Origin of the sequence: Vibrio sp. B1FIG11 (assembly GCF_905175335.1) — a bacterium.
In the GTDB taxonomy this organism is placed as follows: Bacteria; Pseudomonadota; Gammaproteobacteria; order Enterobacterales; family Vibrionaceae; genus Vibrio; species Vibrio campbellii.
The window spans coordinates 2,318,156-2,341,843 of the sequence record NZ_HG992751.1; the positions used below are offsets into that span (position 1 = coordinate 2,318,156).

Sequence of the window (23,688 nt, forward strand, 5' to 3'; positions counted from 1 at the left end):
CTATTTACTCTTATACTGTGTGATTATCTTGCTTATGCTTATCTTCGATAGCATAAGCTTCTAATGATTCAAGGATCTGACGTTGAGCTAAGCTATACTCGACATCATTTCTAACATAGACATAAAGTACTTCCCCAACCTTGATATTGTGAGACACTAAATTAACCTCTTTGAGTCGCATTAGGATCTTGTCCACTTCTGGTGCTGAGTGAAACTTGCCTACATAAACGAAGCCTGCTTTCACATCAGACTCCACTGCCTGCTGTTGACTTTGGCTAAGCTTAGGTCCGGCTAGCGCTTCTTGTACACTTTCATCCAGCCCCGGTAAGCAATATGATTGTACATAGTCTTGCCCTAATGCTGCTTGGTCGGAAACACATAAACGTTGAGAAGAGACAATTTTAAATGGCTGCTCTTCAAGATAACTGACCCTAAATACACCGTCTTCCGACACTGGATCGATACTTCTACAACCCTTACCAATACAGCTCGCATTACTTATCGGCTCTCCGAACATGTCACTCATTACTAGGGTTTGAGTTTTTAGTTTCGTCACCTTATTCTCTATTACGTATAAGCTACCCGGCATCGCCATTGTTTTCTCGAAGTCATTCTGTACTTCAAGGCTTTCATACTCTGCGTCTAGCCGAATCTCCACTTCGGAGTAATTTGGCAATTCTATTAACGCTGGCTTTTCGGCACTAACATGGTCATTTAGCCATATACGGCTATTTTTAACCACCGAATAGGAAACTTCCCCACTGTTGTCGTCCGTACCCCATGCAGGGGCAATAAACACGTATGTCTCACTTCGTTTTCGAGTCAACATTTGGGTATTACCCGACATGATCTGCGATCCGGAGATCGTACCCGAAAGCGAGTAATCCCCTTCTGTCGAGCCATAGCCATAACCACTAAAATTGAATTCGTCTGTATGTCCTGATCCGAGAATAGACATATCACCTTTAGCACCTGCTTGGTCAACAATTGCCGCTAAAGCGCCATTGCCACTCCAGTTCTCTGATTCAAAGTTTCGAGATAACTGATTTCTCACGCTGATCAACCCGTTTTGGTCAAATGCACTAGAAAGCGTTGATTGATAGTTACCCTCTAACTGAGTACTCCAAGATAAAAGCGTATTAAAAGAGTCGCTATCACCATACTTAGAGTAGGTACCACTCAATGAAAGTTGTCCCCCGAAGGCATTACGAGACCATGAGAAACTCAATGAATCGCTCTTGGAATCACTTTCCTGATACTCTGAATGCGTGTATCCAAGTGTTCCACTACCACCTAACAGAGAGCGACTCCAGTTTGCACTGTATTCGAGGCGATCATCTTGTCCATACAAGCGAGTTGAAAGTGCGTTGCTTTCTTGTTCATTACTAATATATTTAGCGGCCAATCCCATCCCTTCGACACCAACGGATATCTGTTGGTACATATCACCATTTGCAAAATAGCTCGACACATAATCGACACGCTTTTGTCCATCAAACACCTTTGCAAGTCCAAATTGACCATAGACGTCATTTCCATTTGAGCCAGCGGCTAAGCTTAACAACGTACTTTCATCAAAACGATACGTTACCGCACCATAGCCAAATAGTTGTTCCGATTGACTTAGCTCATCATTATTATCCAATGACGGGAGCCAATGCACACCTAGCTTGTAATCATAGTTACCTGTAGCAAGCTTGTAACTCGCTACGTTAACAATAAAACGCTCCTCATTTAGCAATAAACGCTCGCCTCTGCGCAATACGATACGCAGGTTATAAGCACCTCCGGGCAGTTCACTATAAGGGACAGACTGTTCACCCTCTTGAACCCCTTTCGTTAGCACTAGGCGCTCCCCTTGAAAAAGCTCTAATTGGCCAGATTGAGGGGCAAAAAAGTTCACACGTTGGATACCTTCACTTTTATTTTTTAGAAGGTTTGTACTCGATCCAAACTGAACAAATTGGCCTGTCAGATTCATTTCTGAAAATAAGAGATCCGTTGAGTTAAAATCTATACTACTTGAAAAGTCTTTGTGCCCGACAATGAGTCGTTTATCTGCAAAATCAACATTATAGGCAGCTTCATATACATCAAACTGATTGGTTGATGAGCTATATTGCGTGTCTGCTTTAAGATACCCATAAGGTAATCCTGCCACGGTAATGTTAGACCAAGTGAAAGCACCTGAATCATCCGAGTATTGCAAGTAAAGAGAGCTGTCATTGATGATTGCGTTATCCACTCTTGAGCCGGAATAAAACTCGACATTTTGTGCTCGGTCATCAACCATTGAAGAGGAGACATAAATACGTAGTTTATTACTGTAATAGTCAAATACGAATTCGGCTTTGTTAGGAATATCCTCAGGGATACAGTCACTGATTTCACCTTCACAGTTTTCAAACGCAGCGACGCCATCAAGTAATTGCTCAATAATCTCGTCAACAGCCCACTGTTTAAGGTTGCTATTTTTTAAATAGTCAGATAACGCATTTATATTAGATGTAGAGTTGATAAGTATGAATTTTTCATAGCTGACAATTGCCATAACCGTACCACTTCCTAACTCGCTAGAAAGCGTCACTTCGACTTGTTTTTCTTTTGTTTCGAAAAAGTCTGAAAAATCCGACGGCCCCATTATCGCGTAACTTGGGCTCATAATTAAACAAGCCAAAACTGACAATAATGATTTCGCTCTATTCATACGTTTAAACTCTAATAACTGCCAACGACTTCAGCAAGTATTCCTACAAAACCATAACATTGTTGAAAATCTTGGTTTTGCCCAATCGTTGGGAAATTTAAAGTAAGCTCATGCCGATTAATATTACTGGTTGCATGAGGACCACTATTTATTTCTAGCGAGGTTTCTGATGGCATCACTGGTTGGCCATCGAATGTATATTCAACTCCGTTGATCTCTCGGTCATTCGTCTCACCTTCACCTCGACAGTAATTTTGAGGGGTTATCGTAAGATTATAATTAATCAACTGGTTTCTTGTTGATGTAACATCAAACCCCATCCTCAAGGGAAGAAAGCTTTGAGCACCCACATCATACTTAGTGGTATATAATTTTTGCTCTGGGGTTATTTCAATACCACTAGCACCTTGGTCCTTAACGATTCGTACGCTAGGCATTAATGATATTTCACCAAAGCGCGGACCTTCACTCGCAGCTATTGATAATGCGCTTGTCATCATCGTAAAAAGCGCTAATCCAATCTTATTTTTCATATAAATACAAAAAGCCCGTCAGCAAGGCTGACAGGCTTGCTTGTTGCTATGGAGAATTAAGCGTCTGTAGGCGTTACAGCCACGATCGCTTGTAGGATTACTTCTTGGCCAGCAGTGATTGGCGCTGAAACACCCGCTTTAGTAGAAATATCAAACTTTGAGCCCGCAGCAGCAGTGTCTGCCGAGATAGTTGCTGTAGAGTGCTTATCTAAAAGCGTGCCGTTGTGCTTCACTTCAAAGAAGCCATCTGTTTGTTCCGCGATTGCAGCACCATCGATACCTACGCGTACGTTGGTTAGTTGTACGTCGTACGCAAGAGCAGTACCTTCGCCATTTTCTGTACCGCTAATAACACCGTCTTTATTCGCGTCTTTCTTAACGACAAAACCGATTTGTGATGCTGATTTAAGCGTTACCGCACCACCCGCATTATCAAACTCTAGGTTACCTGCAAGAAAGTCTACAGCACCCAGCTTTTCTATCACATAACCAGCATCCGTTGGAGGAGTTACCACAGGAACCGTACCTTGCCATTGCATAGTTTGAGAGCCCGTTTCTAGCGTCGCAGCCATAGCTGAAGTAGTAGAAAGCATAAGTGCAGTAAGAGCAATTGTTGAGTATTTCATTTTCTATAAACCATTAATTAATCAAAAATTAAGTCTTCTGCTCACTCTGCTAAGAACTTGATTACCCTAGCAACAACTTGTAAGCATTTGACATATTATTCGCGGATAAATATGAACGGTGTTGCGTTCACTTCCTGTGGTCATTATTCAAACAAAACAAAACAAAATAAATCCTGAAATTTCTTACAAACACCAAAGGGAAACGTTTGGCGGAATGATTACAAGTAAGAATCACCCTACAAGTCTTTTTTGCACATTAACTTTTTCTATATAAATCAACATATCAGAATATACTCAGTTACAACTCGCTGGTGAACTGGATGTTATAAATGAAGAACTAAGGTGAAATGTCGTTCGGACACTAGACTTCAAGAACGCGAAGTGGAGAACATCATTGCAGCGTGCCGGTTTCTTGATAGGATAATTAATTCCATAGTTAAAATAACTTCAATTTAAACTAGAAAGAATCACGTTCTCATAGACTTTGACACACCAGTTATTCAGTGAGTAACGAGAAGTATGATGTAAATTATTACCAGAGAAAAACTAGCCTAGTGTTGATTTTGTGTTGTTCATTAACTTACTTATTGTCTAGTATTTAGTTTTCCAAAACCAATGTAACGACATTTGAACCCATAAACTAAAACGAAATGTCATAGTGCCTACTCGAAAGATGTACGAATTATCTGGTATTGCCTTTCCCTTCAGGGTGTTATTCAATACAGCACAAATCAAAATATTGAATAAAATCAGCATTTATTAAAGTGTATTTATTATGTTATCTATTATAATTAGCGACTTTGAACCAATTAGAAATTACATAAAAAACTCTATTAAGTCATTCTATAGTTCAAGTAGCATTGTTACTTTCAACAATATAAAGGAAAGTGACGTAAAGAAAATAAACATGATAGTGAATGACTTTAATAATGTTGTAATTTTTATTGATCTTGACCAAAAACCTTATTTGATAGGAAGAAAACCAGATCAAAACGAGAAAGTTGGGGCGATAAGTAGCATAGAGCGCATGCCAAGTGTTAGCATCTTCGCAATTGGTAGTGAAGAATCTCTAGAAGAAAACAAGAACTTTATTATAAACCAAAATATTCATTCTCATCAGATGCTAAGCAAGCCATTTAACGGAAAACAGCTTCAGCGATTTATTGGTGAGAATATTGCATCGCACAAAGCAGAGTTAGTTAAATCGCCAACATTTGGGCAGCGCTTAACTGCTTAATTCTCACTGTCCTATACAAAAAAAATGCAAACGTGAGGTTGGCAATGAAGGATCCACACTCATTTCCTCTTAAACAAGCTTTACTGCAGTGCCAAATGCAAGAATCTCTGAAGAACCATCAACGATCGAACTGGTGGTGAAACGAATACCGACTACGGCATCTGCTCCTAGGTTCGCGGCATCCTCTACCATTCGTTGAATAGCAATATTTCGGGCTTCAGTCATCATTTCGGTGTAACCACGAATCTCACCACCAACAATGCTTTTTAAGCCAGCCATGAAATCACGCCCAATGTGCTTTGACTGAACCACATTTCCCGTCACAACACCTTTTATCTCCGCAATCTCTCGTCCAGGAATCGTCTCGGTTGTTGAATAAATCATGCTATACCTCAGTAAGATAGTTAGATAACTCAATTAAGTTACCATCTGGGTCTCTAATGTAAACCGATAGGATGTTACCAATTGCACCTGTCCGCTGAACGGGGCCATCAATAACCTCGATAGAATGGGAGTCTAAGTGGGAGAGCACGTTTGCAATTGGCGTATCACACACAAAACATAAATCAGCACTCCCAGAGGCTACTTGACTCGCCTTAGGTTCAAATTCATTGCCAAGCTGATGAAGGTTGATTTTCTGTCGCCCATATACCAAAGCAACACGCCCTTCCCCGAAAGCAACACTTTCCATACCTAGAACCTGTGTATAGAAATCCAGTGTGGTTTGAATGTCTTTCACTGTCAGAACTAAATGATCCAAGCGGTTTATTTTCATTCAAGCTTCTCTACAATGCTTCAGATGAGATGACTGCCTCAATCTCAATAGATAGGTCAGGATGAATCAAACGGCTTACCTCAACTAGTGAACAAGCTGGCAAATACCCTTCATAGAAGTCGAATAACACCGACCGGATCTCTGGCAGTTGGTTCATGTCGGTTACAAATATCGTCAGCTTGACCAAATCGCGTTTCTCTCTTTGTTCTTCGGCGAGTATTTGTGACAAGTAAGACAGAATCGTTTTTGTTTGCTCGATTAGGCTTTCACTTTGACTTGCTGACCCCATAGCTGTCAGCCCTGACACATACAAGGTCTCACAATGTCTTGTCGCATGAACATAAGGACCAGAAATTTGCGGCAAAAATTCGTAACTGATTCGTTGAACCATGTTGTCTCCCCTTTCCCTAACGGTTATATTTTCGTTTGTTCAGTATCTCTTTCACTTGGTGCGTTTTTTCTAAATCTATCTCATAAACATTGGCTAAAGCACAAACATAATAGAGTACGTCGTAGAGTTCTTCCGCGATTGTTCCTTTAATTGTGTCCTCTGTCGGCTGACCTGTAGCGTCTTTCCTAATCGATTCAGATAGTTCACCCACTTCTTCAATCAGTTTGAGAAAGTAATGGTGCTTCTGTTCCGGGTCGTGATCAAACTCTTTTATATGCGCTTGTAGTTGTCGAATGTCCATTTCTAATCCTTTTTTGTTTGCAACTCTAGTAAACCCTACCATCAATAGATAACAGAATGATTTAAAGCGATATTCCTTTACTGAGGACAATGCAATGATACTCGCGCCCTAACTCATACTCAGTATCATCAAATTGTTCTATCTGATTAAAACCTTGCTTAAACCAAAAGCGAAAAGCGTCGGTATTCTCAACGTACACGTTTAGCATGGCTTTATCGAAAGGAGCATACTCAAAAACGATGTCCAATACACTATCGACGATTTCCTTTCCTAAGCCTCTACTTTGGTAGTCAGGAATAAGACACAGCATAGGGATCCATAAACACCCTTTGTACGGAAAATTCAGTTCGAGTTGGATATAACCTATCGCCTCCCCTTCCTGTGTCGATATTTTTCTGAGGTAAAAAGCCTCGAGGTCATCGGGATGTTTTGGTAGAGCGCTCTTTGAAATCAGCGCTTTATATTCTGCAATTGGCCAATCACGAAAAGTATGGTCATAAGCCACTTTTTGATGATTAGAATCGAATAGAGATTTGGCTAACTCAGCCTGTGCTGCATCAAAAGTAGAAAAGATTAAACGCTTTGATTCCCAATAGCTCGGTAACACAGATGCTCCTTATCCATGACGTGACGAGTAGAAGCAAAATAACAAATGCTGCCATTAGAGCAACTGATTTAGTCAGAGTTGGGATATGAGCGGGAAACGGGAAACGGGAAATTTTAAAGCAGGAAAAACACGAGGCAATAAAAAAGGAGAGCTAATGCTCTCCTTCTCTTAATCCTAAACTGCTAATTAAAGAGCAGCTTTCGCTTTTTCAACTAGAACAGCAAATGCTGCTTTGTCGAATACTGCGATGTCCGCTAGGATCTTACGGTCGATCTCGATAGATGCTTTCTTAAGACCGTTGATGAAACGGCTGTAAGATAGACCATTTTGACGAGATGCTGCGTTGATACGTGCAATCCATAGTTGACGGAATTGACGTTTCTTAGCGCGACGGTCACGGTAAGCGTATTGACCAGCTTTAGTAACTGCTTGGAAAGCTACGCGGTAAACACGTGAACGTGCACCGTAGTAACCTTTAGCTTGTTTTAGAACTTTCTTATGACGTGCACGAGCTTGTACACCACGTTTTACGCGAGGCATTATGCTTCTCCTAAACTAAACGATTGATAACTATAAAGAATTAAGCGTATGGCAACATACGAACAACTGCTGCAACTTCACAACGTGGAAGAAGTGCATTTGGACGTAGCTGACGCTTGTTCTTAGTAGTACGCTTAGTCAGGATGTGACGTTTTGTAGCGTGCTTGTACTTAATACCACCAGCAGTTTTCTTGAAACGCTTAGCAGCACCTTTGTTGGTTTTCATCTTAGGCATGATGAATAACTCCGCATTGAGTAGGTTTAATAAACAACGTAATTAGGGCGAACAAAACCCAGCCGTTTACCTTTAAAAGGGAAGCGGCCAGGTCTTAATTACTTGATGAGCCGTTAATTACTTCTTTTTAGGGGCAAGAACCATGATCATCTGACGACCTTCGATCTTACTAGGGAAAGATTCCACTACAGCAAAGTCTACAGTGTCTTCTTTCAAGCGATGAAGAACGTCAACACCGATGTCTTGGTGTGCCATTTCTCGGCCACGGAAGCGAATTGTTACCTTCACTTTGTTGCCTTCTTCAAGGAAACGCGTCAGGTTGCGTAGTTTTACCTGATAGTCTCCAATATCAGTTCCAGGACGGAATTTTACTTCCTTAATCTGAACCTGCTTTTGCTTTTTCTTCTGCTCTTTAGCAGATTTGCTCTTTTCAAAGAGGAATTTGCCGTAGTCCATAACACGACAGACTGGCGGCTCAGCGTTAGGACTGATTTCCACAAGATCCATGCCTGCTTCTTCAGCAGCTGCGATCGCTTCTTGAATAGATACAACACCAACTGATTCACCGTCAGCGCCAGTTAGTCGAACTTCACGAACGCCACGAATTTCACCGTTCATACGGTGTGGGTTTTGTTTTACCGGCTGTTGGCCGCGTCTTCCGCCTTTAATAGCTTATTCCTCCAGATTGAGCTTACGGCTAGAGATCTCGTCTTGGATGTATGCGATAAAGTCATCCACTTTAAATTTACCGAGATCTTTACCTTTACGAGTACGTACTGCGATTTCGCCAGCTTCCATCTCTTGGTCACCAACAACAAGCATATACGGTACACGCTTCAAAGTGTGTTCGCGGATTTTAAAGCCAATCTTCTCATTTCTCAAGTCCGCTTTAGCTCTAATTCCACTTTTTTGTAGTTTTTGTACTACTTCCTGAACATAATCTGACTGTTTATCAGTAATGTTCATAAGAATTGCCTGTTCTGGTGCCAACCAAGTTGGGAAGAAACCAGCATATTCTTCGATAAGGATACCAATGAAACGCTCTAGTGAACCTAGAATTGCACGGTGAATCATTACCGGTACAAGACGTTCATTGTTTTCACCTACATAAGTTGCACCTAGGCGACCTGGTAGGTTGAAGTCTAGCTGAACAGTACCACACTGCCACGCACGGTCTAGACAGTCGTATAGCGTGAATTCAATCTTAGGACCGTAGAATGCACCCTCACCCTCTTGAATCTCGTATGGAATTTCCATTGATTCTAGAGACTGTTTCAATGCTTCTTCAGATTGATCCCAGATTTCGTCTGAACCTACACGTTTCTCTGGACGAGTAGACAGTTTCACTACGATGTTGTCGAAACCAAATGTTTGGTACGTATCGTACACCATCTTGATACAATTTGTTACTTCTTCTTGAATTTGGCTCTCAGTACAGAAAATGTGAGCGTCATCCTGAGTAAAGCCACGTACACGCATAATGCCGTGTAATGCACCAGATGGCTCGTTACGGTGACATGAGCCGAACTCTGCCATACGTAACGGTAGATCACGGTACGATTTTAGACCTTGGTTGAAGATCTGTACGTGACCTGGACAGTTCATTGGCTTCAGTGCGTATTCACGGTTCTCAGAAGAAGTTGTGAACATCGCATCTGCGTATTTGTCCCAGTGACCAGAACGTTCCCAAAGAACGCGATCCATAATTAGTGGACCTTTTACTTCTTGGTAACCGTATTCATCTAGCTTAGAGCGTACGAATACTTCAAGGTCACGGAAGATAGACCAACCATTGTGATGCCAGAACACCATACCCGGTGCTTCTTGTTGCATGTGGAATAGGTCTAGTTGCTTACCAAGCTTACGGTGGTCACGCTTCGCCGCTTCTTCTAAGCGAGTTAGGTGCGCCTTTAGTGCTTTCTTATCGTGGAAAGCTGTACCGTAGATACGTTGAAGCATTTTGTTGTCGCTGTTACCACGCCAGTAAGCACCTGCAACATTCAATAGAGTGAAGTGTTGGCAGAAGCCCATGTTAGGAACGTGAGGACCGCGACACATGTCGATGTATTCTTCATGGTGGTAAAGACCAGGACGATCATCACGAGATACGTTTTCGTCTAGGATTTCCACTTTGTATGGTTCGCCACGTGATTCAAACGTATCACGTGCTTCCTGCCAGCTTACTTTTTTCTTAACAACTTCGTACTTGGTTTTCGCTAGCTCTTTCATGCGCTTTTCAATCTTTTCAAGATCGTCTTGCGTTAGAGACTCGTCTAGGTCGATGTCGTAGTAGAAGCCATTGTCGATGGTTGGACCGATCGCCATTTTAGCTTGAGGGTAAAGCTGCTTAAGAGCGTGACCAAGAAGGTGAGCACAAGAGTGACGAACGATTTCTAGACCGTCTACTTCATCTTTTACTGTGATGATTTCTAGGCTTGCGTCTTCTTCAATTAGATCACACGCATCAACGCGGTTACCGTTTACACGACCAGCGATAGTTGCTTTTGCAAGACCAGGACCGATCGATTGCGCAACTTCCATAGTAGAAACTGGGTTGTCAAATTGACGCTGACTGCCGTCAGGAAGAGTAATAATAGGCATGCTATGTCCTTTACAGTGGTGTTGCACACCAAGCAACACATGTTATTCAAATTAGAAGATATTTCGAGAGTCGATGACGGTCGCTCAGTAACACGAATACCGGACCTTCATCGGAACAAGGATTGTACATAGCTCACATTTAGAATGCAAAGAGCGATTTTAAAATGTCATTGAAACTTCATCAGGAGGAATTCCATCAAAAGACGAAAATTTAGAGCTGTCCCCCACCACCTCGCGACAATGACTGACAACTCCCTCAAACTAGAAGCTAGCCATTTTGACTATTCACTCACTGGGTTAAGTGTCCAATCGAATTTAAATTTGGTTGGTCTACTAACACCACTGGCAGTAAGGGCGTGAATTAGCTTTTGCGCTTCGCCTTGTGATATTGAGCGTGCAGCGTTTCCATTAAACGCCATTGCTAGTATTTTTTGCCAAATGTGGTTGCTCTCCTTATCTAAAACATGACTCAGCGACGCTCTTGAAACATCTAATTTGGTGGCAATATCATATAGCGTTTGTACAGCTTCTATGTAATCCGCACGATCACACTGCTCTAAAAATGCTTGCTTTAGGTCTCTACTTTCATACATCCGTTGTTCATCTTGCCTATTAACCTCCCCTCGTTGATAGGCAAACAGTAAGAATGAGAGAAAGCTTAAAAAAAGAGTGATCGCCACTACATAATCAGAGTATGAAATCGAACCTTTGCTTGTATAGAAATTGCGACCAAACCATTGCAATACGTTTGCCTTTACTTCTTCTGCAATACTCGGCTCACCAACCTGAAATGTTAGTTGTGAAATTTTAAGAGTTTCTACTCTCTTTGTATTGGTGTTCCACCAACTCAGCGTTTTTTCGGGTAGTTTAAAGGTACCCTCATTCTGAAAGATGTAAGTAAACGATTGAGAAAGTACAGCGGTATTATCATTTGTTAATGGGTTAAGAATGTCTTCCTTATTTGCTGGCTTTCTGTAAGCGATAATACCGTCCACCTCCTCAATTTTTAGCTGCGGCAATAACATACTATGCGAGTTCTCTACTGATACTCGATAAGTCAAAGTCACAGCTTGACCAACTTCAAACACATCCTTTGTCGACATTTTTTCTTTATTTTGTTTCATCGATAAAGACAAGGTTGCTTTGTCTGAAACAACCCCGTTTTGCATTAATGCCTCAGATTCTCCAAAGTTGTCGACATAAAACTCCACTGAATGACTTTCAATGCTTCCCTCTATTACATCTCCATTTGGTACTGTCACTGATAGAGGCAAGTCAAACCTACTCAGTACGAAATCACCTGAGCGCATTGCGTATAAAGAAAACGTTGATGTTTGTGTGTACCATGTCTTACCACCGCGTCGATATGTCGAGCGAACCACCGGTGACTTTTCGTTAACGATAACCGTATCTGAAATATTCAAATAAGGAAGCACCATATCTCTGTTGAAAGGGAATTGACTCTCAACCTTAACGTCAAAAGTTATCCGCTCTTTAGGTACAACGCTTTTGTCTATGCGAGGGGAAACACTGATGCGTACTCGCTTCTCTGCGATTAAATCCTTCATGGTCGGTTGAATTTGACTCGCAAAGCTTTGTGAGCACAACACTACGCTGATGAAAGTCAGGAGACATACTTTGAGACAGTAATTCCATCTATAATAGTGCAACGTATAAAAACATAGCTGATTATAAGTGCTCATTAGCATACTCCTGCTGGAATTTCTGCCTTAGGAAGGTCGAAGGGTTTTGACGCACTTGTTTCAGCCATAACTGATCAGTGACGGCTGTTCTCTTGCTTTTCACTTCCTTGTCTTCATCACGAACAGTTTGACGATCATCAATGAACCGTTCTGTCCCCTTCTTTTCTGGCGGTGCATTTTTAATTTTCTCTATCGCCATTTTAATCACCGCTATATTATTCTTAGCTGCCATTCCAAAACCTTTCTCACCCTTGAAGGATTCATATATCGGTAATGCGAGTTCAAATTGCATTGAGTGAGCATATGCATTCGCTAGAGCAAATTGCGCTCTATCAATACCAATGACTTTTAACAGCTCGATTGCAGCAGTAAAGTCACCAGATAAATAGGTGCTATATGCTTTCCATTCAGGCTCTTCAAATAAGAGAGCCGCTTCTTTCACGTTGCCTTGCTTAAAATAAAGCATCGCCTGTTGGTCTTTCGAAAGCCACGCTTGGTAAAAAGAAGTCGGCGAAAAGCAGTACCATGCGGGTAAAGAAAGTAAACATGAAGCAACCAACTTGATTTTATGCTTCTGCAACATTTTCAGTGCTAATGAACTCAACGATTTTAGCCGGCTCTTTATACCTAAGTTATTACTTTCCAAAGCACAGTTGGTGGGATTTCTATTCATCAAGACCAACTCCTTTACCATTGCAATGTCCAACCACGTCTAAACCACATCAGTTGCACTGGCAGCAAAATAAAAAGTAATAAGTAGCCTGCATCAAGCCATGGCCGTTGCTCGTCACTTGCCGCGAATAGATTACTTTTAACTAGGCTTTGCACTTGTGCCACGTCATCACCATTGCGGGTAAACATGACTAACTCTCCATGTCCGGCCTCGGCTAACTTTGATAAGTTTTTTATCTGCACCTGACTGCTTTTAGGGGGATTTTCAGGAAATGAGCTATTGCCGCTTTGCACACTTTCCCTCATAGCCCAAACAATAACTTGATGCTCAAGGCTCCTAAGCTCATCTTCGAGTTTCTCTATGGCTAGCGTATTCGTTTTATCGGTTACTAACAGCACACTCGACGGCGATTTTGCTTGGTTCAGCAACTCCACAATTGGTGAAATCACCACTTCAGGGTGGCTCTCTTTATTAGGTAGTAAGCTGTCATCTAATGCGTCTAAAAAATATCGTGTTAAGTCTCCATCTGTTGTTACTGGCATAGCAACATGCGCGCTACCGCCAAAAATAATCAGCCCTGTTTTACCGCCACCTCGCTGCTGAATTAACTGAGCAATTTTATGCTTCGCACGTGCTAAACGAGTAGGCTCGATATCGGCGGTGTTCATACTGGTAGACACATCCAAAGCAATAATCAACTGCGAATCATCTTCATAAAACGGGGACAATTGCTGTTTCCAAGACGGCCCGGCCATGACTAAAGTCGCCAAAATTGAAAACAAAACAAAAAGCTGGTTAGGGGTAACAAAACGGTGAGCACTGCGATTAATAGTAAGGTGTTCAAGCACATTTTTAGCCATCACTCCTTCCCATTGAGACATCACATCATCTTGTTTTTTCAGAATGTAATACAGGCCCATCATTGGGAAAAACGCGATCAACCACCAAGGTCGTATAAAATGGAACTGAGATAGTGTTCCACCATCAAAGAAAATAAGCAGATCACTCACTCTGTCTCTCCCCTTTTATTGCATGCTGGTAGATAGTCTGTAGATTCTTCTTGCGACGTAAACCCGCAATAAAACGTGTGAGGATGATTAACATCAAAGCGAATAGTTGGGTTATAAAACTAAAACCAAACACCCAATGGTGCAGGCTATGTTTAGGTCTATGAGTCAACAACTCAAACTCTTGTCGTTCCATCTGTTCAATAGCTAAATAGGCCTGCTCTAAATCCTGACGACTCATAGCGTGAAACATTCTACCTCCAGTCATCGAGGCTACTTGATCGAGCGTAGTGAGATCCATTTTGTATCGGCCTTTAGTACTTGGGTCTCCTATTGCGATGGTATAAATCTTCACATTATATTTGGCAGCGATTTCCGCGGCCTTTAGAGGAGGCATTGTCGAGCTTGTATCATCTCCATCAGTCAATAGAATTAATACCCTCTGCTCGCTTTGTTCTTGTTCAAAAACCAAGATGGCCAACCCAATTGCATCACCAAATGCAGTTTGAAACCCCGCATACCCCAACTGCACTTCCTTCAATAAGGATTGCCATGTTTCGATATCTTCGGTAAAAGGAGCCTGCACATAAGCAGCGTCAGCAAATAGAATGAGTCCTAAACGGTCGTGTTGACGACGTGATGCAAACTCACGCAACACTTGTTTAGCGATCGTTAAACGATCATGCTTAGTCCCTTGTTTATCTGTAAAATCTTTCTCGGACATGGAGCCAGACAAATCCAGTGCGACCATAATTTCTCTCGCGGACTTCTTTTGCTGAATAGGTTCCCCAAGCCACACCGGTTTAGCCAGAGCAGTTACTAAAGCCAAGTAACTCATGATAACTAACGCCCACTGCACTCTGCGTCGTTGCAGTAGACTGGCAGCCTCTGACGCTTCTTCACCAGAAACAGATAGTAGTCGTTCAAAAAACGGAACTTGCAATGCACTTTTTTGCGCTCGGTAAGGTGGCAAAAAACGATATACAAAGTAAGGCAACACAACCAGCGCAAATGCCCACGGAGCATCAAATTCAATCATGCTTCACCTCATGGTGTTGGATCCAATGGCGGACAGCCTTGAAACATTCTTGCCTTTTCAGGTCAGACAGCCCTCTCCCCCCGCTATAGGCTAGCGTGGCAAGTAGCCCCGAATATTGCGTCGAAAATTGGCTGCCGGGACAATGACTATCCAACCATTTCTCCCAATCTTTACCAATCAAAGGGGCAACCTCTTCTCGAGGGAAAGCATAGAGTGCAGTGCGCCTCAATAACTGAGGTAACCGACTTGAACCTAACTCCAAATTCTGTAGGCACTGAAGTTCCTTTAATGCAGCACGTCGATAAATATTCGCAAAGTACCTTTTCACTCGAAGAAAGAGTCGAAACGTAATAAAGCAAAGTAAAATTCCCAGTAACACGAACCAACCAGGCGCATTAGGCAACCATGAAATGGTCTCAGGTCCACCGACCTCTGCTAGGTTGGTGAGCAAAGGATTCGTTCCTAGTGGTAAGGTGAGCTCAGGTATGGTCGATGTAGGCATACAACATGTTCTCCCTATTTAACAAACCTGGCGGTAAGCACTGAGTGCTTTTCTAAGTTGACCATCGGAAGGTGCTTTCGTATTGAAATTCAGAACAGGGATTCGATACTTACGTGCAGTATTAGTGAACTGCTCTATCGCCCGAGTAACATCCTGTGCAAACTCGATTCTCAACTGCTGATCTCGCCCTGATAGAGCGACTTGTTTGAGACCATCACTAAACACAGCTTTACCCAGTTCAGCCATTCTATGCTCCAACGGATCAGAGATGTGGCAAAACACTACGTCATTGTGCTGACATAGTGTTTTAATGTGCTCTTCGCTGTGTGTGTTGTAGCCATACCCGTCAGTCAAAAAAAATAACTATGCCATCATGCTTCACTACCCGGTTTATCTGATGGAAAAGCTTTGCAAACATCTTTGTTTCCGAACTTCGAGCCCCGCCGACTCTTAGCTGGTGATTCATCATCACGACTTGGTTAAGAAGCTTGAGCACATGATTGGCACTACGTTGCGGTGCAAAGGAAGTTGCTTCGAAATCGTTGTAAACAATGGCGCCTACTTTGTCGGTTGAGCCCACAACTTTCCAAGCAATAAGTGCCGCTAACTCAGCAGCAATCACAGACTTCATTTTATGAGTACTACCAAAAAACATATTGCTTCGTTGGTCGATGAGCAAAAATACGTTCCTTTCGCGCTCCTCAGAAAATATCTTTACGTGCGGTTTCCCTGTACGCATCGTTATTTTCCAGTCCATTGTTCGAATATCATCTCCAACTCGATAGTGACGCATCTCTTCAAAGTTCAAACCTCTTCCCCTCAACTTAGAAATATGGCGTCCTGCCAGTAAGCTATTAATTGGCTGTTGAGGAAGGAAGTCAAAACCTGTCGCTTTAAACTTCATACTTTGCAATGACTTGAGCGATGTGTAGATGTTTGGATCTTGTTCGTCAGCTTTGACGACCGAGCCACTTAAAAAAGAACGTAACGTCATGTTTAATGCCCCTATGCGACAGCAACATACGTTAAGATTTCATCGATAACTCGATCAGAGTTGATGCCCTCCGCCAACGCCTCATAAGAAAGTATTAACCGGTGTCTTAACACGCTATGGGCCACTGAGCGCACATCATCTGGATCGACAAAATCTTTTCCTTTTAGCCACGCCATCGTACGAGCGCACTTATCCAGAGCGATAGTAGCTCTAGGGCTTGACCCCACAGCAATCCAGTTGGCCAGCTCAGATTCTCCGTAGTTTTCAGGCTCTCGAGTTGCAACAATGATGGCCACAATATATTTCAACACATCATCGCTGCAGTGAACCTCACGAATTTGCTCTCGAGCCTCAAAAAGGCACTGAGGATCAATTCTTTGAATATCATCGAGTTGAGGAGTCTCTTCATTCCTAAGCATCTTTATTATCTGCTCTTCTGCCATAAAGCTGGGATAGTCGAGATTAATTTTCATGATGAATCGGTCCATCTGCGCTTCTGGCAATGGATAGGTCCCTTCTTGCTCTACTGGATTTTGCGTCGCGAGCACCATAAAAGGCTCTGGTAACGGATAAGTTTTTCCCGCTACCGTAACTTGTCTTTCTTCCATGGCCTCTAGCAGTGCAGCTTGCACCTTCGCTGGGGAACGATTTATTTCATCTGCCAGTAATAAATTGTTGAACACTGGTCCCGCTTGAAACGTTAGCGTTGGTTTCCCATCAACATCTTGGTATACCTCTGTACCAGTTACATCTGACGGCAAAAGATCAGGTGTAAACTGCACACGCCCCAAAGTGACATCTAGGATCTTAGATAACGCCTTTATAGATCGAGTTTTGGCTGTGCCAGGTAATCCCTCAAGTAAAACGTTACCATTTGTCAGCAATGCAATTAATAAGGTATCCACCATATTTTCTTGACCAATCACTGATTTCTTTAACTGCTTTTTAATAAAGAGAATATTATTTAATGATGTATTCAAACCGATCTACCGCCAATAATTAATTTCATAACAAACAGAAAAGATAATAACTAATTTAAATAGAAAACATCTGACCTGATACTAAATACATCATAAGTATTATCTAGTGCACTTCAGACAGTCAATAGAACTTAGATTAATCTCCATGCAAATTAGTAATATCAATTATCAGTATTAATCACTTCAATAAAATAAAAAAATAAAATAATGTTAGCTCGTCTTATTTGGCCCCTTTTTAAAATCCAATAATTATTAGGAATCGACATGAAAAAGATAGCAATTTCCGTCGCGGCTGGACTCAGCCTGTTATCACTTCCAACATTTTCTGCGGAAGTGACTACTCTGAGCGACTACTTCGATCAGGATGGCATTATCACGACACCAGAAAACTACCCAACCCTCGAATCAGCTCGTCAGTTTGTAAAAAACCAAGAAGTTGTAGGGGTAAACAATTTTCGCCACAAGCGTGAACTAACCCCTCTGGACGAGCAAGATGTGGTGCGAATGAATAGAGACACTTATTACTCCTTAGCGGTAATAGATGTATCGAAGGGAGCAACGATTTCCCTACCGGAGATACCAAAAGGCAAATACATGTCTATTCAAGGTGTCACTGAAGACCATCGTATTTTGCCAATGCAATATGGCTCAGGCACGTTTGAGCTCAGCACGACGAAAGGCGACCACCTATACGTTATTGTTCGCCTAGACTCTACGTTTACAAAAACTGAAGCCCACGCCATACAAGACAAGATGGTCATCACGGCGCAATCAGATAAAGAATTCACTGCAGAACAGGTGAATAAAGCCTCTTTTGAACAAACAGAGAATGCTCTTAAAGCTCAAATGCCCGCCATTTTCAAACGTGAAGGGGCATCAGCACTCGTAGGCATGTTTACCGCTCCAAACGATGCATCAAAGGAGCTCTTTACCAAACAAAAATATGCGGTTGGCGCCGCTGTTGGTTGGGGTGGAGCACAAATGGTTGATAACATTTATGAAGTATCAGGCAACTACCCAACCGACAAGTGTTATCAAGCAACATTTGAAGACCCTCAAGACCAAGCGTTTTGGTCTGTAACTGTCTATAACAAACAAGGCTTCATGTTCAATGACGTAGCCAATATCAGCTCTAATACTGCAGAGCGCAACGCAGATGGCACTTACACGGTCAGCTTTGGATGTGGCTCTGATGCACTAAATAACTTAGAAACTGAAAATAAATCAAATGAATTTAATTTAGCATTCCGCCATTACATCCCTAGTCAAAAGGTCAAGGATGGTTATCGAATTTTACCATTCGTAAAAGAAAAATAATAAAATCTTAAAGGTCACTAAAGGTGGCCTTTTATTTTTAACAGCAAACACATCACGCAAATAATATTAACCGCTAAAGTAAACCACTCTACTTCAAACTCTTGAACCCAAAAACTACCTTAAATAACCAAGCTATCCTATAATTCGATAATATCTTTATCGACTTTCCGTATATGAACGTTTTCTAAGGATGCTATGAAAACTATCGAACAAGAGTTATCTCGCATTGATCTCAATCTTTTGGTCTCTTTAAGTGTTCTATTAAAAGAGAGAAATGTAACTCGAGCTGCCTCTGCCCTTTATATCTCCCAGCCGGCAATGAGTCGAATTTTAGGAAAATTAAGAGACGTCTTTCATGACCCTCTATTCTATCGGGAGTCAAGTGGCCTAGTTCCAACACAAAAAGCAATAGAGCTAGAGGGGGCAATCAGTGAGGTACTCTCAAACATCAAAGACATTGTCGACTCCAGTTCATTCAGCCCTAAAAACTGCGAGCATACGTTTGCTATCTCTGCTCCCCCTCTAATGAGCGAATTGATATGCGGAAAACTTAGTATTGCGCTCTTTAATCAAGCTCCTAAAGCGAGTTTGGTCGAATACCCTCCGACAAAAAACCCAACACAACAATTAGTAGAGAGAACGATAGATTTTACGCTGCACCTAGAGAAGCCAACGAATGAAGTTGATTTTCTCTGTACGGAGCTAGGTAAAATCTATCCTGTTTTTTACGCGTGCAGACAACATCCTTTAACAGGAAAAGACTCGGTTACCCTCGAGGATTGTCTAAACTACCGCTTTGTTGATTTAAACTTGGATATTCGTTCCATGTCGGCAACGCATAACCCGGTGGATCAATATTTAGAAAGCCAGGGTATATGCAGAGATGTTGTCTTTAAAAGCGGTCAACTCAGCACGTTGATAAAAGTGATGAAAGAAACGCCAACAATATTGGTCTCCTCCAACTTGCTCGGACAAGTGAGTGATGAACTCATTCCCATTCCATTAACGCATCAGAGTATCGATTTAGATCTAAACGTCTACTTAATCGAGCATAAAAGAACATTAAACAGCCAAGCTCATCAATGGTTCCGAGAGCTCGTCCTTGAACAAACGAAGTCCATACTGAGATGTTAACTGGCTAAACCGTGAATCGCTAATGCTGAATTAGGGGCATGTGTTTAGTCGGATTGAGAGAAAGAGCATATCGCGCCATCAATGAATGCATAGACAGAGAAACGATTGGGAGGCGGTTTATTTCTTCCAAGCGTTTTTGCTCTTTTTGAGGTAGGCAGAGCTAATCATTTCACTCTGCCAGATAAAAAATAATATAGAGATTACGAATATTCTATTCTGTTACTTATGCTAAGTATCAGAGTTAGAAAGCGATTTTATAATTAGCAAAATATTGCTCTTCATCATTACTAATCATATTAACACCCACTCTGAATCGATGACGGCCATGTTGATATCCGATAAACAGATCTGTCGATAAACTGTCGAGATATTCAGTACCATATTGAGATGAATAAAAAGGATCGAGACCTAGGTGAAAGTTTTCTCCAAATTTATAGCGTGTATACCACCCCACTGTTGATGTCATATCATAATCGTCGATCACTTCGTTATTCGTATACCCTAACATTGCAACTGGATATATAACTAAAGCATCGAACTTAAATGTCATGATATAGCCAGCGCTCACATTTCGTATGTCCTTGTTACCACCAATTTCAGTGTAGAATCCTTGACCATCAGTCATGTTGGCATATGTGAGCTTAAGCTTATCAAAACCATCTTTAGACTCTAGTAACGCCAAGTGACGCCCAGAGGCAATACCTATGCTCATGTCTCCACCCTCGCTGTTTACTTCTGCGCCAAAGCTACTGTATACAGCGGTCGGATCTGCCATGTCGACTTTAGCTTCTAAACTCAAGCTAAATAAGCAAGAGGTCAAGAGCACTAATTTTTTCATTATGTATTCCTATATTTCACGTACTAAAAATATAAGTAACGGCTTAGAAAATAATTCTAAACTATCACTTAAAATATTGAACAAATTATAATTAACAAAATAATCTTTATTTATTATTAAGTAACTTATCTTATATAAATTTACTTATTTATTTTGAAATTACTATTAATATAAAAATCACAAAGCCACCAAAAGAATTGGTGGCTCTATTAGTTAAATTGCATTGAGGTAAGACTTAAGTGCTTTTAAACGAACTGTTGCACCACCGATGATATCCATAAAGCCTAACATCGGATGTGGCTTAGTGGCCGAAATCCAGCCAGCCCCAGTTGCGCCGATAGGGATTGCGTAACCTTCAGGCTCTTCAAACTCAATAATAACCGTTCGGCCATGTGACCCCATATTTTTTGCAATATGCTGATTCACACTTTTGGATCCATTCACAACAGAGACTTGGGCTTCTCCAGTACCACTCGTGATGCTGTGAACCTTCCCTCTAAAAACTTCTCCTGGATGTGAGTTGACATAAAACTCGGCAAACTGTCCAACTTTAATGTAGCGATAGGCTTGATCGCTAACACGCATCTCTAGGAACTTTTTACTTGTGTCGTAGATGTGCATATTACCAGTTCGAGTTCCCTCTGCGATATTAACGACGCCCATTTGTCCATCGAAAGGAGCGACAACATTGTTCAAGTCGTTTAACCACTGACTTTCCGAAATTTGAGCTTTAATATTGGCCATTTGGGCGCTGAGCTCGGACAGCTCAGAATAGCCTTGCTGAATTTTGTTAGTTAAATCGTCACGCTCTTTTTCACTGCTGTACTCATCTAACTTCTTTAGACGAGCTAAGTTCTTCTCATCCGTTTTCAATTGGAAATTAGTAGAGTCTGTTTGATGCTTCAATGCCTCCAATTGCGCATAAAGTCCCTTGATTTGCTCTTGCGAGTCGGTTGATTCTAGTGTGTAAAGTAAATCGCCCTTTTTCACCATTTGGTTGTGGGTAACATAAACTTCTTTCACTTTTTGACCGACAAGTGGACTTAGCACTGCATGCGGTGCTTTGACAGTACTGCTATCTGTCAAATCGACTGGTGCCCAAAAACGACTAACCGTGAACAAAGTCGTCGCTAAAAAAGCACCAAAAGACACAATCATGGAGGCATTGCGCAAGTTCCACTTTATTACTCCTGCTTTCACTAGGATCCACATAATGAAAACGTAAGGTAGCATGATCTCTTTCATTATTTAGATTCCTCAGAAGTAAGCTTAGGACCAGATATCCCTTTGCGAATAACGCCACTTAGTGCATCTCCAATCACATCCCAACGTGTAAAAGCAATGATTAGGGCCAAAACCCACCAGACTTTACTGATCAATAAACCACACAGAGAAAGAGCAAAAACAAGGGTCGTGTGTGCGCTTTTACGATGCTCACTTTCATGCACCGCAACTTCATGGAGTCGCCAGAAGAGATAACCTACATAGGAAAAAATTGAAATCGTTACAACAAAGATGACGCCCATGAACACTTCAGAATTGAGCAATTTTATGATGCTAGGGTTACCACCAACAAATTCACTGGCAGGCATGTCTTTGCCATGTATATTCGATAAAGTGGAAAAAAAGAGTGAACAGCCAATCAAACACGACAAAGCAAACACCGCTTTAATCAACCATTTAAATAAACCAATCAGTTTCTTCATAACAATTTCCTAACTAGAATGTATATGCAGCACCAACAAAGTGCACCGTTCCGGTAAAGTGACCATTTAGAGCGATAGGTTCGCGCATAGATTCTTGGTCAATATCAATTTCACCGAAGTCAGCGTATTCGTAATAAATATCTAATCGGCTCTCATCAAACTGTTTACTTACACCAATGGAGTATCGATGCTGCTCCCCAACGGGTAAGTCCGGTGACTGCTTTGAGGGATCATCTAATGGTGAAGATTCATACGCGTATCCCGCTTTAAAGCTCCATCCTTGATGTAGCTTATATTCCCCACCTAGAGATATGCGCCACACATCATCCCAGTCTCGTTCGATCGAATATGGGATGAATTGATCGCCAATTCTCATATCAATATCTGTGGATTCCATCGCTGACCAGTGATGGTTTTGGATTGAACTCATTAAGGAAAACTGAGGGGTAAACTGGTAAGAGACACTTAAATCGGTAATTGCCGGAGACGGTAAAGAAGTGGTGTACGTACCGTAAGCTAGGTTCGTGTGCACATCCCCTTCAAATTCGTGATTGAGTTCCGAACGATACGAGAGCCCTAGTCTCAGTTTGTCAGTTGCTTGCACGACGGTACCAATGTTGTAACCGAATGCCCAGCTGGTTGATGTATCAAGCTCGATACTCGAAGTGTTGCCCTGTAGAAACGCATAGTTAACTTGGACACCACCAGCCACTGACCACAGGTCATTCACTTTATAGCTGAGTGTTGGATTGAATTGATAAGTCAGCAATGCAACGTCAGTAAGCTGGAAGCTTCCTTGCCAATCTTCACCGTAATCCAACGTCGCCCCGCCTAGAGAGCCCAGAGCGATGCCAGCTTTGAGATCATTCCCCAAGTCAATGATATGAAAAACACCCGCAACAGGTAACGTCGAACTCGATCTTCCATTTGGACCGTCACCATCGTCATAGTAATTAATCTCTAGATTTAATAACGTTCCTGTGATGGTCGTCAGTTCATCATCAATGTGCGACATCACTGCCGGATTGGTCCAAGTCGATGTGGCGGATTCTGTGTATACACCGTCACCGGCTCCAACAGCTCCTAAGTTTGCATAGGTCGCTTCTTGAAGAAAAATACCGCTAGCAAACGTAATAGGCGTCACGCTCGCCCCTACGATTAAAGCCCAAAATGGGTACTTTTTTGTCATTCTGATACCTTCATCTTATATTGATAAAATGAAGATTAAGGGGATAGCAATGA

27 protein-coding genes are annotated in these 23,688 nt (G+C 41.8%); 3 read left to right on the forward strand and 24 right to left on the reverse strand.

The genetic code is table 11. From position 1 onward, the window contains the following. Window positions 1-10: 10 nt before the first annotated feature. The 3 genes from KHO06_RS10760 to KHO06_RS10770 are packed head-to-tail and all read right to left on the reverse strand — an operon-like array spanning window position 11 to window position 3,866. Window positions 11-2,707, reverse strand: coding sequence for a TcfC E-set like domain-containing protein (locus KHO06_RS10760; RefSeq protein ID WP_212581557.1), 2,697 nt, complete (start codon window positions 2,705-2,707; stop codon window positions 11-13). 11 nt (window positions 2,708-2,718) lie between these two features. Next, window positions 2,719-3,240, reverse strand: a complete 522-nt coding sequence (locus KHO06_RS10765; RefSeq protein ID WP_047479137.1) for a hypothetical protein — start codon at window positions 3,238-3,240, stop codon at window positions 2,719-2,721. 56 nt (window positions 3,241-3,296) lie between these two features. Beyond that, complete coding sequence (locus tag KHO06_RS10770) at window positions 3,297-3,866, reverse strand: hypothetical protein (protein WP_047479135.1); 570 nt, start codon at window positions 3,864-3,866, stop codon at window positions 3,297-3,299. Window positions 3,867-4,773: 907 nt separating this feature from the next. Between KHO06_RS10770 and KHO06_RS10775 the strand changes: the two genes are divergently transcribed. Next, window positions 4,774-5,103 carry a hypothetical protein gene (locus KHO06_RS10775; RefSeq protein WP_143686041.1) on the forward strand — a complete coding sequence of 110 codons (330 nt, stop codon included), beginning with the start codon at window positions 4,774-4,776 and terminating at the stop codon, window positions 5,101-5,103. 69 nt (window positions 5,104-5,172) lie between these two features. On the opposite strand, the gene KHO06_RS10780 is transcribed toward KHO06_RS10775, so the two are convergent. The 17 genes from KHO06_RS10780 to KHO06_RS10855 all read right to left on the reverse strand — a co-directional run bounded on the left by KHO06_RS10780 (window position 5,173) and on the right by KHO06_RS10855 (window position 17,451). Then, window positions 5,173-5,487 carry a heavy metal-binding domain-containing protein gene (locus KHO06_RS10780; protein ID WP_005443150.1) on the reverse strand — a complete coding sequence of 105 codons (315 nt, stop codon included), beginning with the start codon at window positions 5,485-5,487 and terminating at the stop codon, window positions 5,173-5,175. A gap of 1 nt (window position 5,488) precedes the next feature. Then, the gene (locus tag KHO06_RS10785) at window positions 5,489-5,878 is read right to left on the reverse strand and encodes a VOC family protein (protein ID WP_077261572.1); all 390 of its coding nucleotides are present in this window, start codon (window positions 5,876-5,878) and stop codon (window positions 5,489-5,491) included. Between the two features lie 10 nt (window positions 5,879-5,888). After that, a complete protein-coding gene (locus KHO06_RS10790; protein ID WP_045418405.1) occupies window positions 5,889-6,269 on the reverse strand; it encodes a RidA family protein in 381 nt (126 codons plus the stop codon). Between the two features lie 16 nt (window positions 6,270-6,285). Next, complete coding sequence (locus KHO06_RS10795) at window positions 6,286-6,570, reverse strand: MazG nucleotide pyrophosphohydrolase domain-containing protein (RefSeq protein ID WP_212581558.1); 285 nt, start codon at window positions 6,568-6,570, stop codon at window positions 6,286-6,288. Window positions 6,571-6,631: 61 nt separating this feature from the next. Then, complete coding sequence (locus KHO06_RS10800; RefSeq protein ID WP_212581559.1) at window positions 6,632-7,177, reverse strand: GNAT family N-acetyltransferase; 546 nt, start codon at window positions 7,175-7,177, stop codon at window positions 6,632-6,634. 186 nt (window positions 7,178-7,363) lie between these two features. Further along, window positions 7,364-7,717 carry a 50S ribosomal protein L20 gene (gene rplT / locus KHO06_RS10805; RefSeq protein WP_004727974.1) on the reverse strand — a complete coding sequence of 118 codons (354 nt, stop codon included), beginning with the start codon at window positions 7,715-7,717 and terminating at the stop codon, window positions 7,364-7,366. A gap of 40 nt (window positions 7,718-7,757) precedes the next feature. Then, window positions 7,758-7,952 (reverse strand): 50S ribosomal protein L35, encoded by a 195-nt coding sequence (gene rpmI / locus KHO06_RS10810; protein ID WP_005428085.1) that lies wholly within the window; start codon window positions 7,950-7,952, stop codon window positions 7,758-7,760. Between the two features lie 117 nt (window positions 7,953-8,069). Then, a complete protein-coding gene (gene infC / locus KHO06_RS10815) occupies window positions 8,070-8,621 on the reverse strand; it encodes a translation initiation factor IF-3 (protein ID WP_074050532.1) in 552 nt (183 codons plus the stop codon). 3 nt (window positions 8,622-8,624) lie between these two features. Then, the gene (gene thrS, locus KHO06_RS10820; RefSeq protein ID WP_005428072.1) at window positions 8,625-10,553 is read right to left on the reverse strand and encodes a threonine--tRNA ligase; all 1,929 of its coding nucleotides are present in this window, start codon (window positions 10,551-10,553) and stop codon (window positions 8,625-8,627) included. Window positions 10,554-10,834: 281 nt separating this feature from the next. Further along, entirely contained in the window at window positions 10,835-12,121 is a 1,287-nt protein-coding gene (locus tag KHO06_RS10825; RefSeq protein ID WP_212581560.1) for a BatD family protein, read from the reverse strand. Between the two features lie 121 nt (window positions 12,122-12,242). Further along, a complete protein-coding gene (locus KHO06_RS10830) occupies window positions 12,243-12,932 on the reverse strand; it encodes a hypothetical protein (protein WP_212581561.1) in 690 nt (229 codons plus the stop codon). An 11-nt stretch (window positions 12,933-12,943) separates the two neighbouring features. Further along, on the reverse strand, window positions 12,944-13,939 hold the full coding sequence (locus KHO06_RS10835; RefSeq protein WP_244858355.1) for a VWA domain-containing protein: 996 nt from the start codon (window positions 13,937-13,939) through the stop codon (window positions 12,944-12,946). Continuing rightward, window positions 13,932-14,975 carry a VWA domain-containing protein gene (locus tag KHO06_RS10840; RefSeq protein WP_212581562.1) on the reverse strand — a complete coding sequence of 348 codons (1,044 nt, stop codon included), beginning with the start codon at window positions 14,973-14,975 and terminating at the stop codon, window positions 13,932-13,934. The genes KHO06_RS10835 and KHO06_RS10840 overlap by 8 nt, the downstream gene beginning before the upstream one ends. Beyond that, complete coding sequence (locus KHO06_RS10845) at window positions 14,968-15,477, reverse strand: DUF4381 domain-containing protein (RefSeq protein ID WP_212581563.1); 510 nt, start codon at window positions 15,475-15,477, stop codon at window positions 14,968-14,970. Before KHO06_RS10845 ends, KHO06_RS10840 begins: the two co-directional genes overlap by 8 nt. Before the next feature lie 18 nt (window positions 15,478-15,495). Next, window positions 15,496-15,723, reverse strand: a complete 228-nt coding sequence (locus KHO06_RS26535; RefSeq protein WP_244858356.1) for a hypothetical protein — start codon at window positions 15,721-15,723, stop codon at window positions 15,496-15,498. 100 nt (window positions 15,724-15,823) lie between these two features. After that, window positions 15,824-16,471: a DUF58 domain-containing protein gene (locus KHO06_RS10850; RefSeq protein ID WP_244858357.1), complete on the reverse strand. Its 648-nt coding sequence runs from the start codon at window positions 16,469-16,471 to the stop codon at window positions 15,824-15,826. A gap of 11 nt (window positions 16,472-16,482) precedes the next feature. Then, window positions 16,483-17,451: a MoxR family ATPase gene (locus tag KHO06_RS10855; protein ID WP_212581564.1), complete on the reverse strand. Its 969-nt coding sequence runs from the start codon at window positions 17,449-17,451 to the stop codon at window positions 16,483-16,485. A gap of 264 nt (window positions 17,452-17,715) precedes the next feature. Here KHO06_RS10855 and KHO06_RS10860 point away from each other — a divergent pair, with 264 nt between their 5' ends. Together KHO06_RS10860 and KHO06_RS10865 are read left to right on the forward strand one after the other, a co-directional pair. Continuing rightward, a complete protein-coding gene (locus tag KHO06_RS10860; protein ID WP_212581565.1) occupies window positions 17,716-18,768 on the forward strand; it encodes a DUF1214 domain-containing protein in 1,053 nt (350 codons plus the stop codon). Between the two features lie 195 nt (window positions 18,769-18,963). Continuing rightward, window positions 18,964-19,902: a LysR substrate-binding domain-containing protein gene (locus KHO06_RS10865; protein ID WP_212581566.1), complete on the forward strand. Its 939-nt coding sequence runs from the start codon at window positions 18,964-18,966 to the stop codon at window positions 19,900-19,902. Window positions 19,903-20,143: 241 nt separating this feature from the next. Here the strand turns inward: KHO06_RS10865 and KHO06_RS10870 are convergent, their stop codons facing one another. From KHO06_RS10870 to KHO06_RS10885, 4 genes are all read right to left on the reverse strand, one after another. Further along, window positions 20,144-20,740: a hypothetical protein gene (locus KHO06_RS10870; protein WP_045368777.1), complete on the reverse strand. Its 597-nt coding sequence runs from the start codon at window positions 20,738-20,740 to the stop codon at window positions 20,144-20,146. Window positions 20,741-20,953: 213 nt separating this feature from the next. After that, entirely contained in the window at window positions 20,954-21,985 is a 1,032-nt protein-coding gene (locus KHO06_RS10875; protein ID WP_045368775.1) for a biotin/lipoyl-binding protein, read from the reverse strand. After that, a complete protein-coding gene (locus tag KHO06_RS10880; RefSeq protein ID WP_045368773.1) occupies window positions 21,985-22,446 on the reverse strand; it encodes a hypothetical protein in 462 nt (153 codons plus the stop codon). Before KHO06_RS10880 ends, KHO06_RS10875 begins: the two co-directional genes overlap by 1 nt. A 13-nt stretch (window positions 22,447-22,459) precedes the next feature. Continuing rightward, complete coding sequence (locus tag KHO06_RS10885; protein ID WP_212581567.1) at window positions 22,460-23,635, reverse strand: outer membrane protein transport protein; 1,176 nt, start codon at window positions 23,633-23,635, stop codon at window positions 22,460-22,462. Window positions 23,636-23,688: the final 53 nt, after the last annotated feature.

Coding starts and splice junctions, on each gene's coding strand:
- KHO06_RS10785 (WP_077261572.1), bottom strand. CDS start 5,878: ATGAAAATAAACCGCTTGGATCATTTAGTTCTGACAGTGAAAGACATT.
- KHO06_RS10760 (WP_212581557.1), bottom strand. CDS start 2,707: ATGAATAGAGCGAAATCATTATTGTCAGTTTTGGCTTGTTTAATTATG.
- KHO06_RS10775 (WP_143686041.1), top strand. CDS start 4,774: ATGATAGTGAATGACTTTAATAATGTTGTAATTTTTATTGATCTTGAC.
- KHO06_RS10840 (WP_212581562.1), bottom strand. CDS start 14,975: ATGATTGAATTTGATGCTCCGTGGGCATTTGCGCTGGTTGTGTTGCCT.
- KHO06_RS10850 (WP_244858357.1), bottom strand. CDS start 16,471: ATGACGTTACGTTCTTTTTTAAGTGGCTCGGTCGTCAAAGCTGACGAA.
- thrS (WP_005428072.1), bottom strand. CDS start 10,553: ATGCCTATTATTACTCTTCCTGACGGCAGTCAGCGTCAATTTGACAAC.
- KHO06_RS26535 (WP_244858356.1), bottom strand. CDS start 15,723: ATGGCTGAACTGGGTAAAGCTGTGTTTAGTGATGGTCTCAAACAAGTC.
- rplT (WP_004727974.1), bottom strand. CDS start 7,717: ATGCCTCGCGTAAAACGTGGTGTACAAGCTCGTGCACGTCATAAGAAA.
- KHO06_RS10795 (WP_212581558.1), bottom strand. CDS start 6,570: ATGGACATTCGACAACTACAAGCGCATATAAAAGAGTTTGATCACGAC.
- KHO06_RS10860 (WP_212581565.1), top strand. CDS start 17,716: ATGAAAAAGATAGCAATTTCCGTCGCGGCTGGACTCAGCCTGTTATCA.
- KHO06_RS10780 (WP_005443150.1), bottom strand. CDS start 5,487: ATGATTTATTCAACAACCGAGACGATTCCTGGACGAGAGATTGCGGAG.
- KHO06_RS10765 (WP_047479137.1), bottom strand. CDS start 3,240: ATGAAAAATAAGATTGGATTAGCGCTTTTTACGATGATGACAAGCGCA.
- KHO06_RS10845 (WP_212581563.1), bottom strand. CDS start 15,477: ATGCCTACATCGACCATACCTGAGCTCACCTTACCACTAGGAACGAAT.
- KHO06_RS10875 (WP_045368775.1), bottom strand. CDS start 21,985: ATGAAAGAGATCATGCTACCTTACGTTTTCATTATGTGGATCCTAGTG.
- KHO06_RS10885 (WP_212581567.1), bottom strand. CDS start 23,635: ATGACAAAAAAGTACCCATTTTGGGCTTTAATCGTAGGGGCGAGCGTG.
- KHO06_RS10770 (WP_047479135.1), bottom strand. CDS start 3,866: ATGAAATACTCAACAATTGCTCTTACTGCACTTATGCTTTCTACTACT.
- KHO06_RS10870 (WP_045368777.1), bottom strand. CDS start 20,740: ATGAAAAAATTAGTGCTCTTGACCTCTTGCTTATTTAGCTTGAGTTTA.
- KHO06_RS10880 (WP_045368773.1), bottom strand. CDS start 22,446: ATGAAGAAACTGATTGGTTTATTTAAATGGTTGATTAAAGCGGTGTTT.
- KHO06_RS10790 (WP_045418405.1), bottom strand. CDS start 6,269: ATGGTTCAACGAATCAGTTACGAATTTTTGCCGCAAATTTCTGGTCCT.
- KHO06_RS10865 (WP_212581566.1), top strand. CDS start 18,964: ATGAAAACTATCGAACAAGAGTTATCTCGCATTGATCTCAATCTTTTG.
- rpmI (WP_005428085.1), bottom strand. CDS start 7,952: ATGCCTAAGATGAAAACCAACAAAGGTGCTGCTAAGCGTTTCAAGAAA.
- KHO06_RS10825 (WP_212581560.1), bottom strand. CDS start 12,121: ATGAAGGATTTAATCGCAGAGAAGCGAGTACGCATCAGTGTTTCCCCT.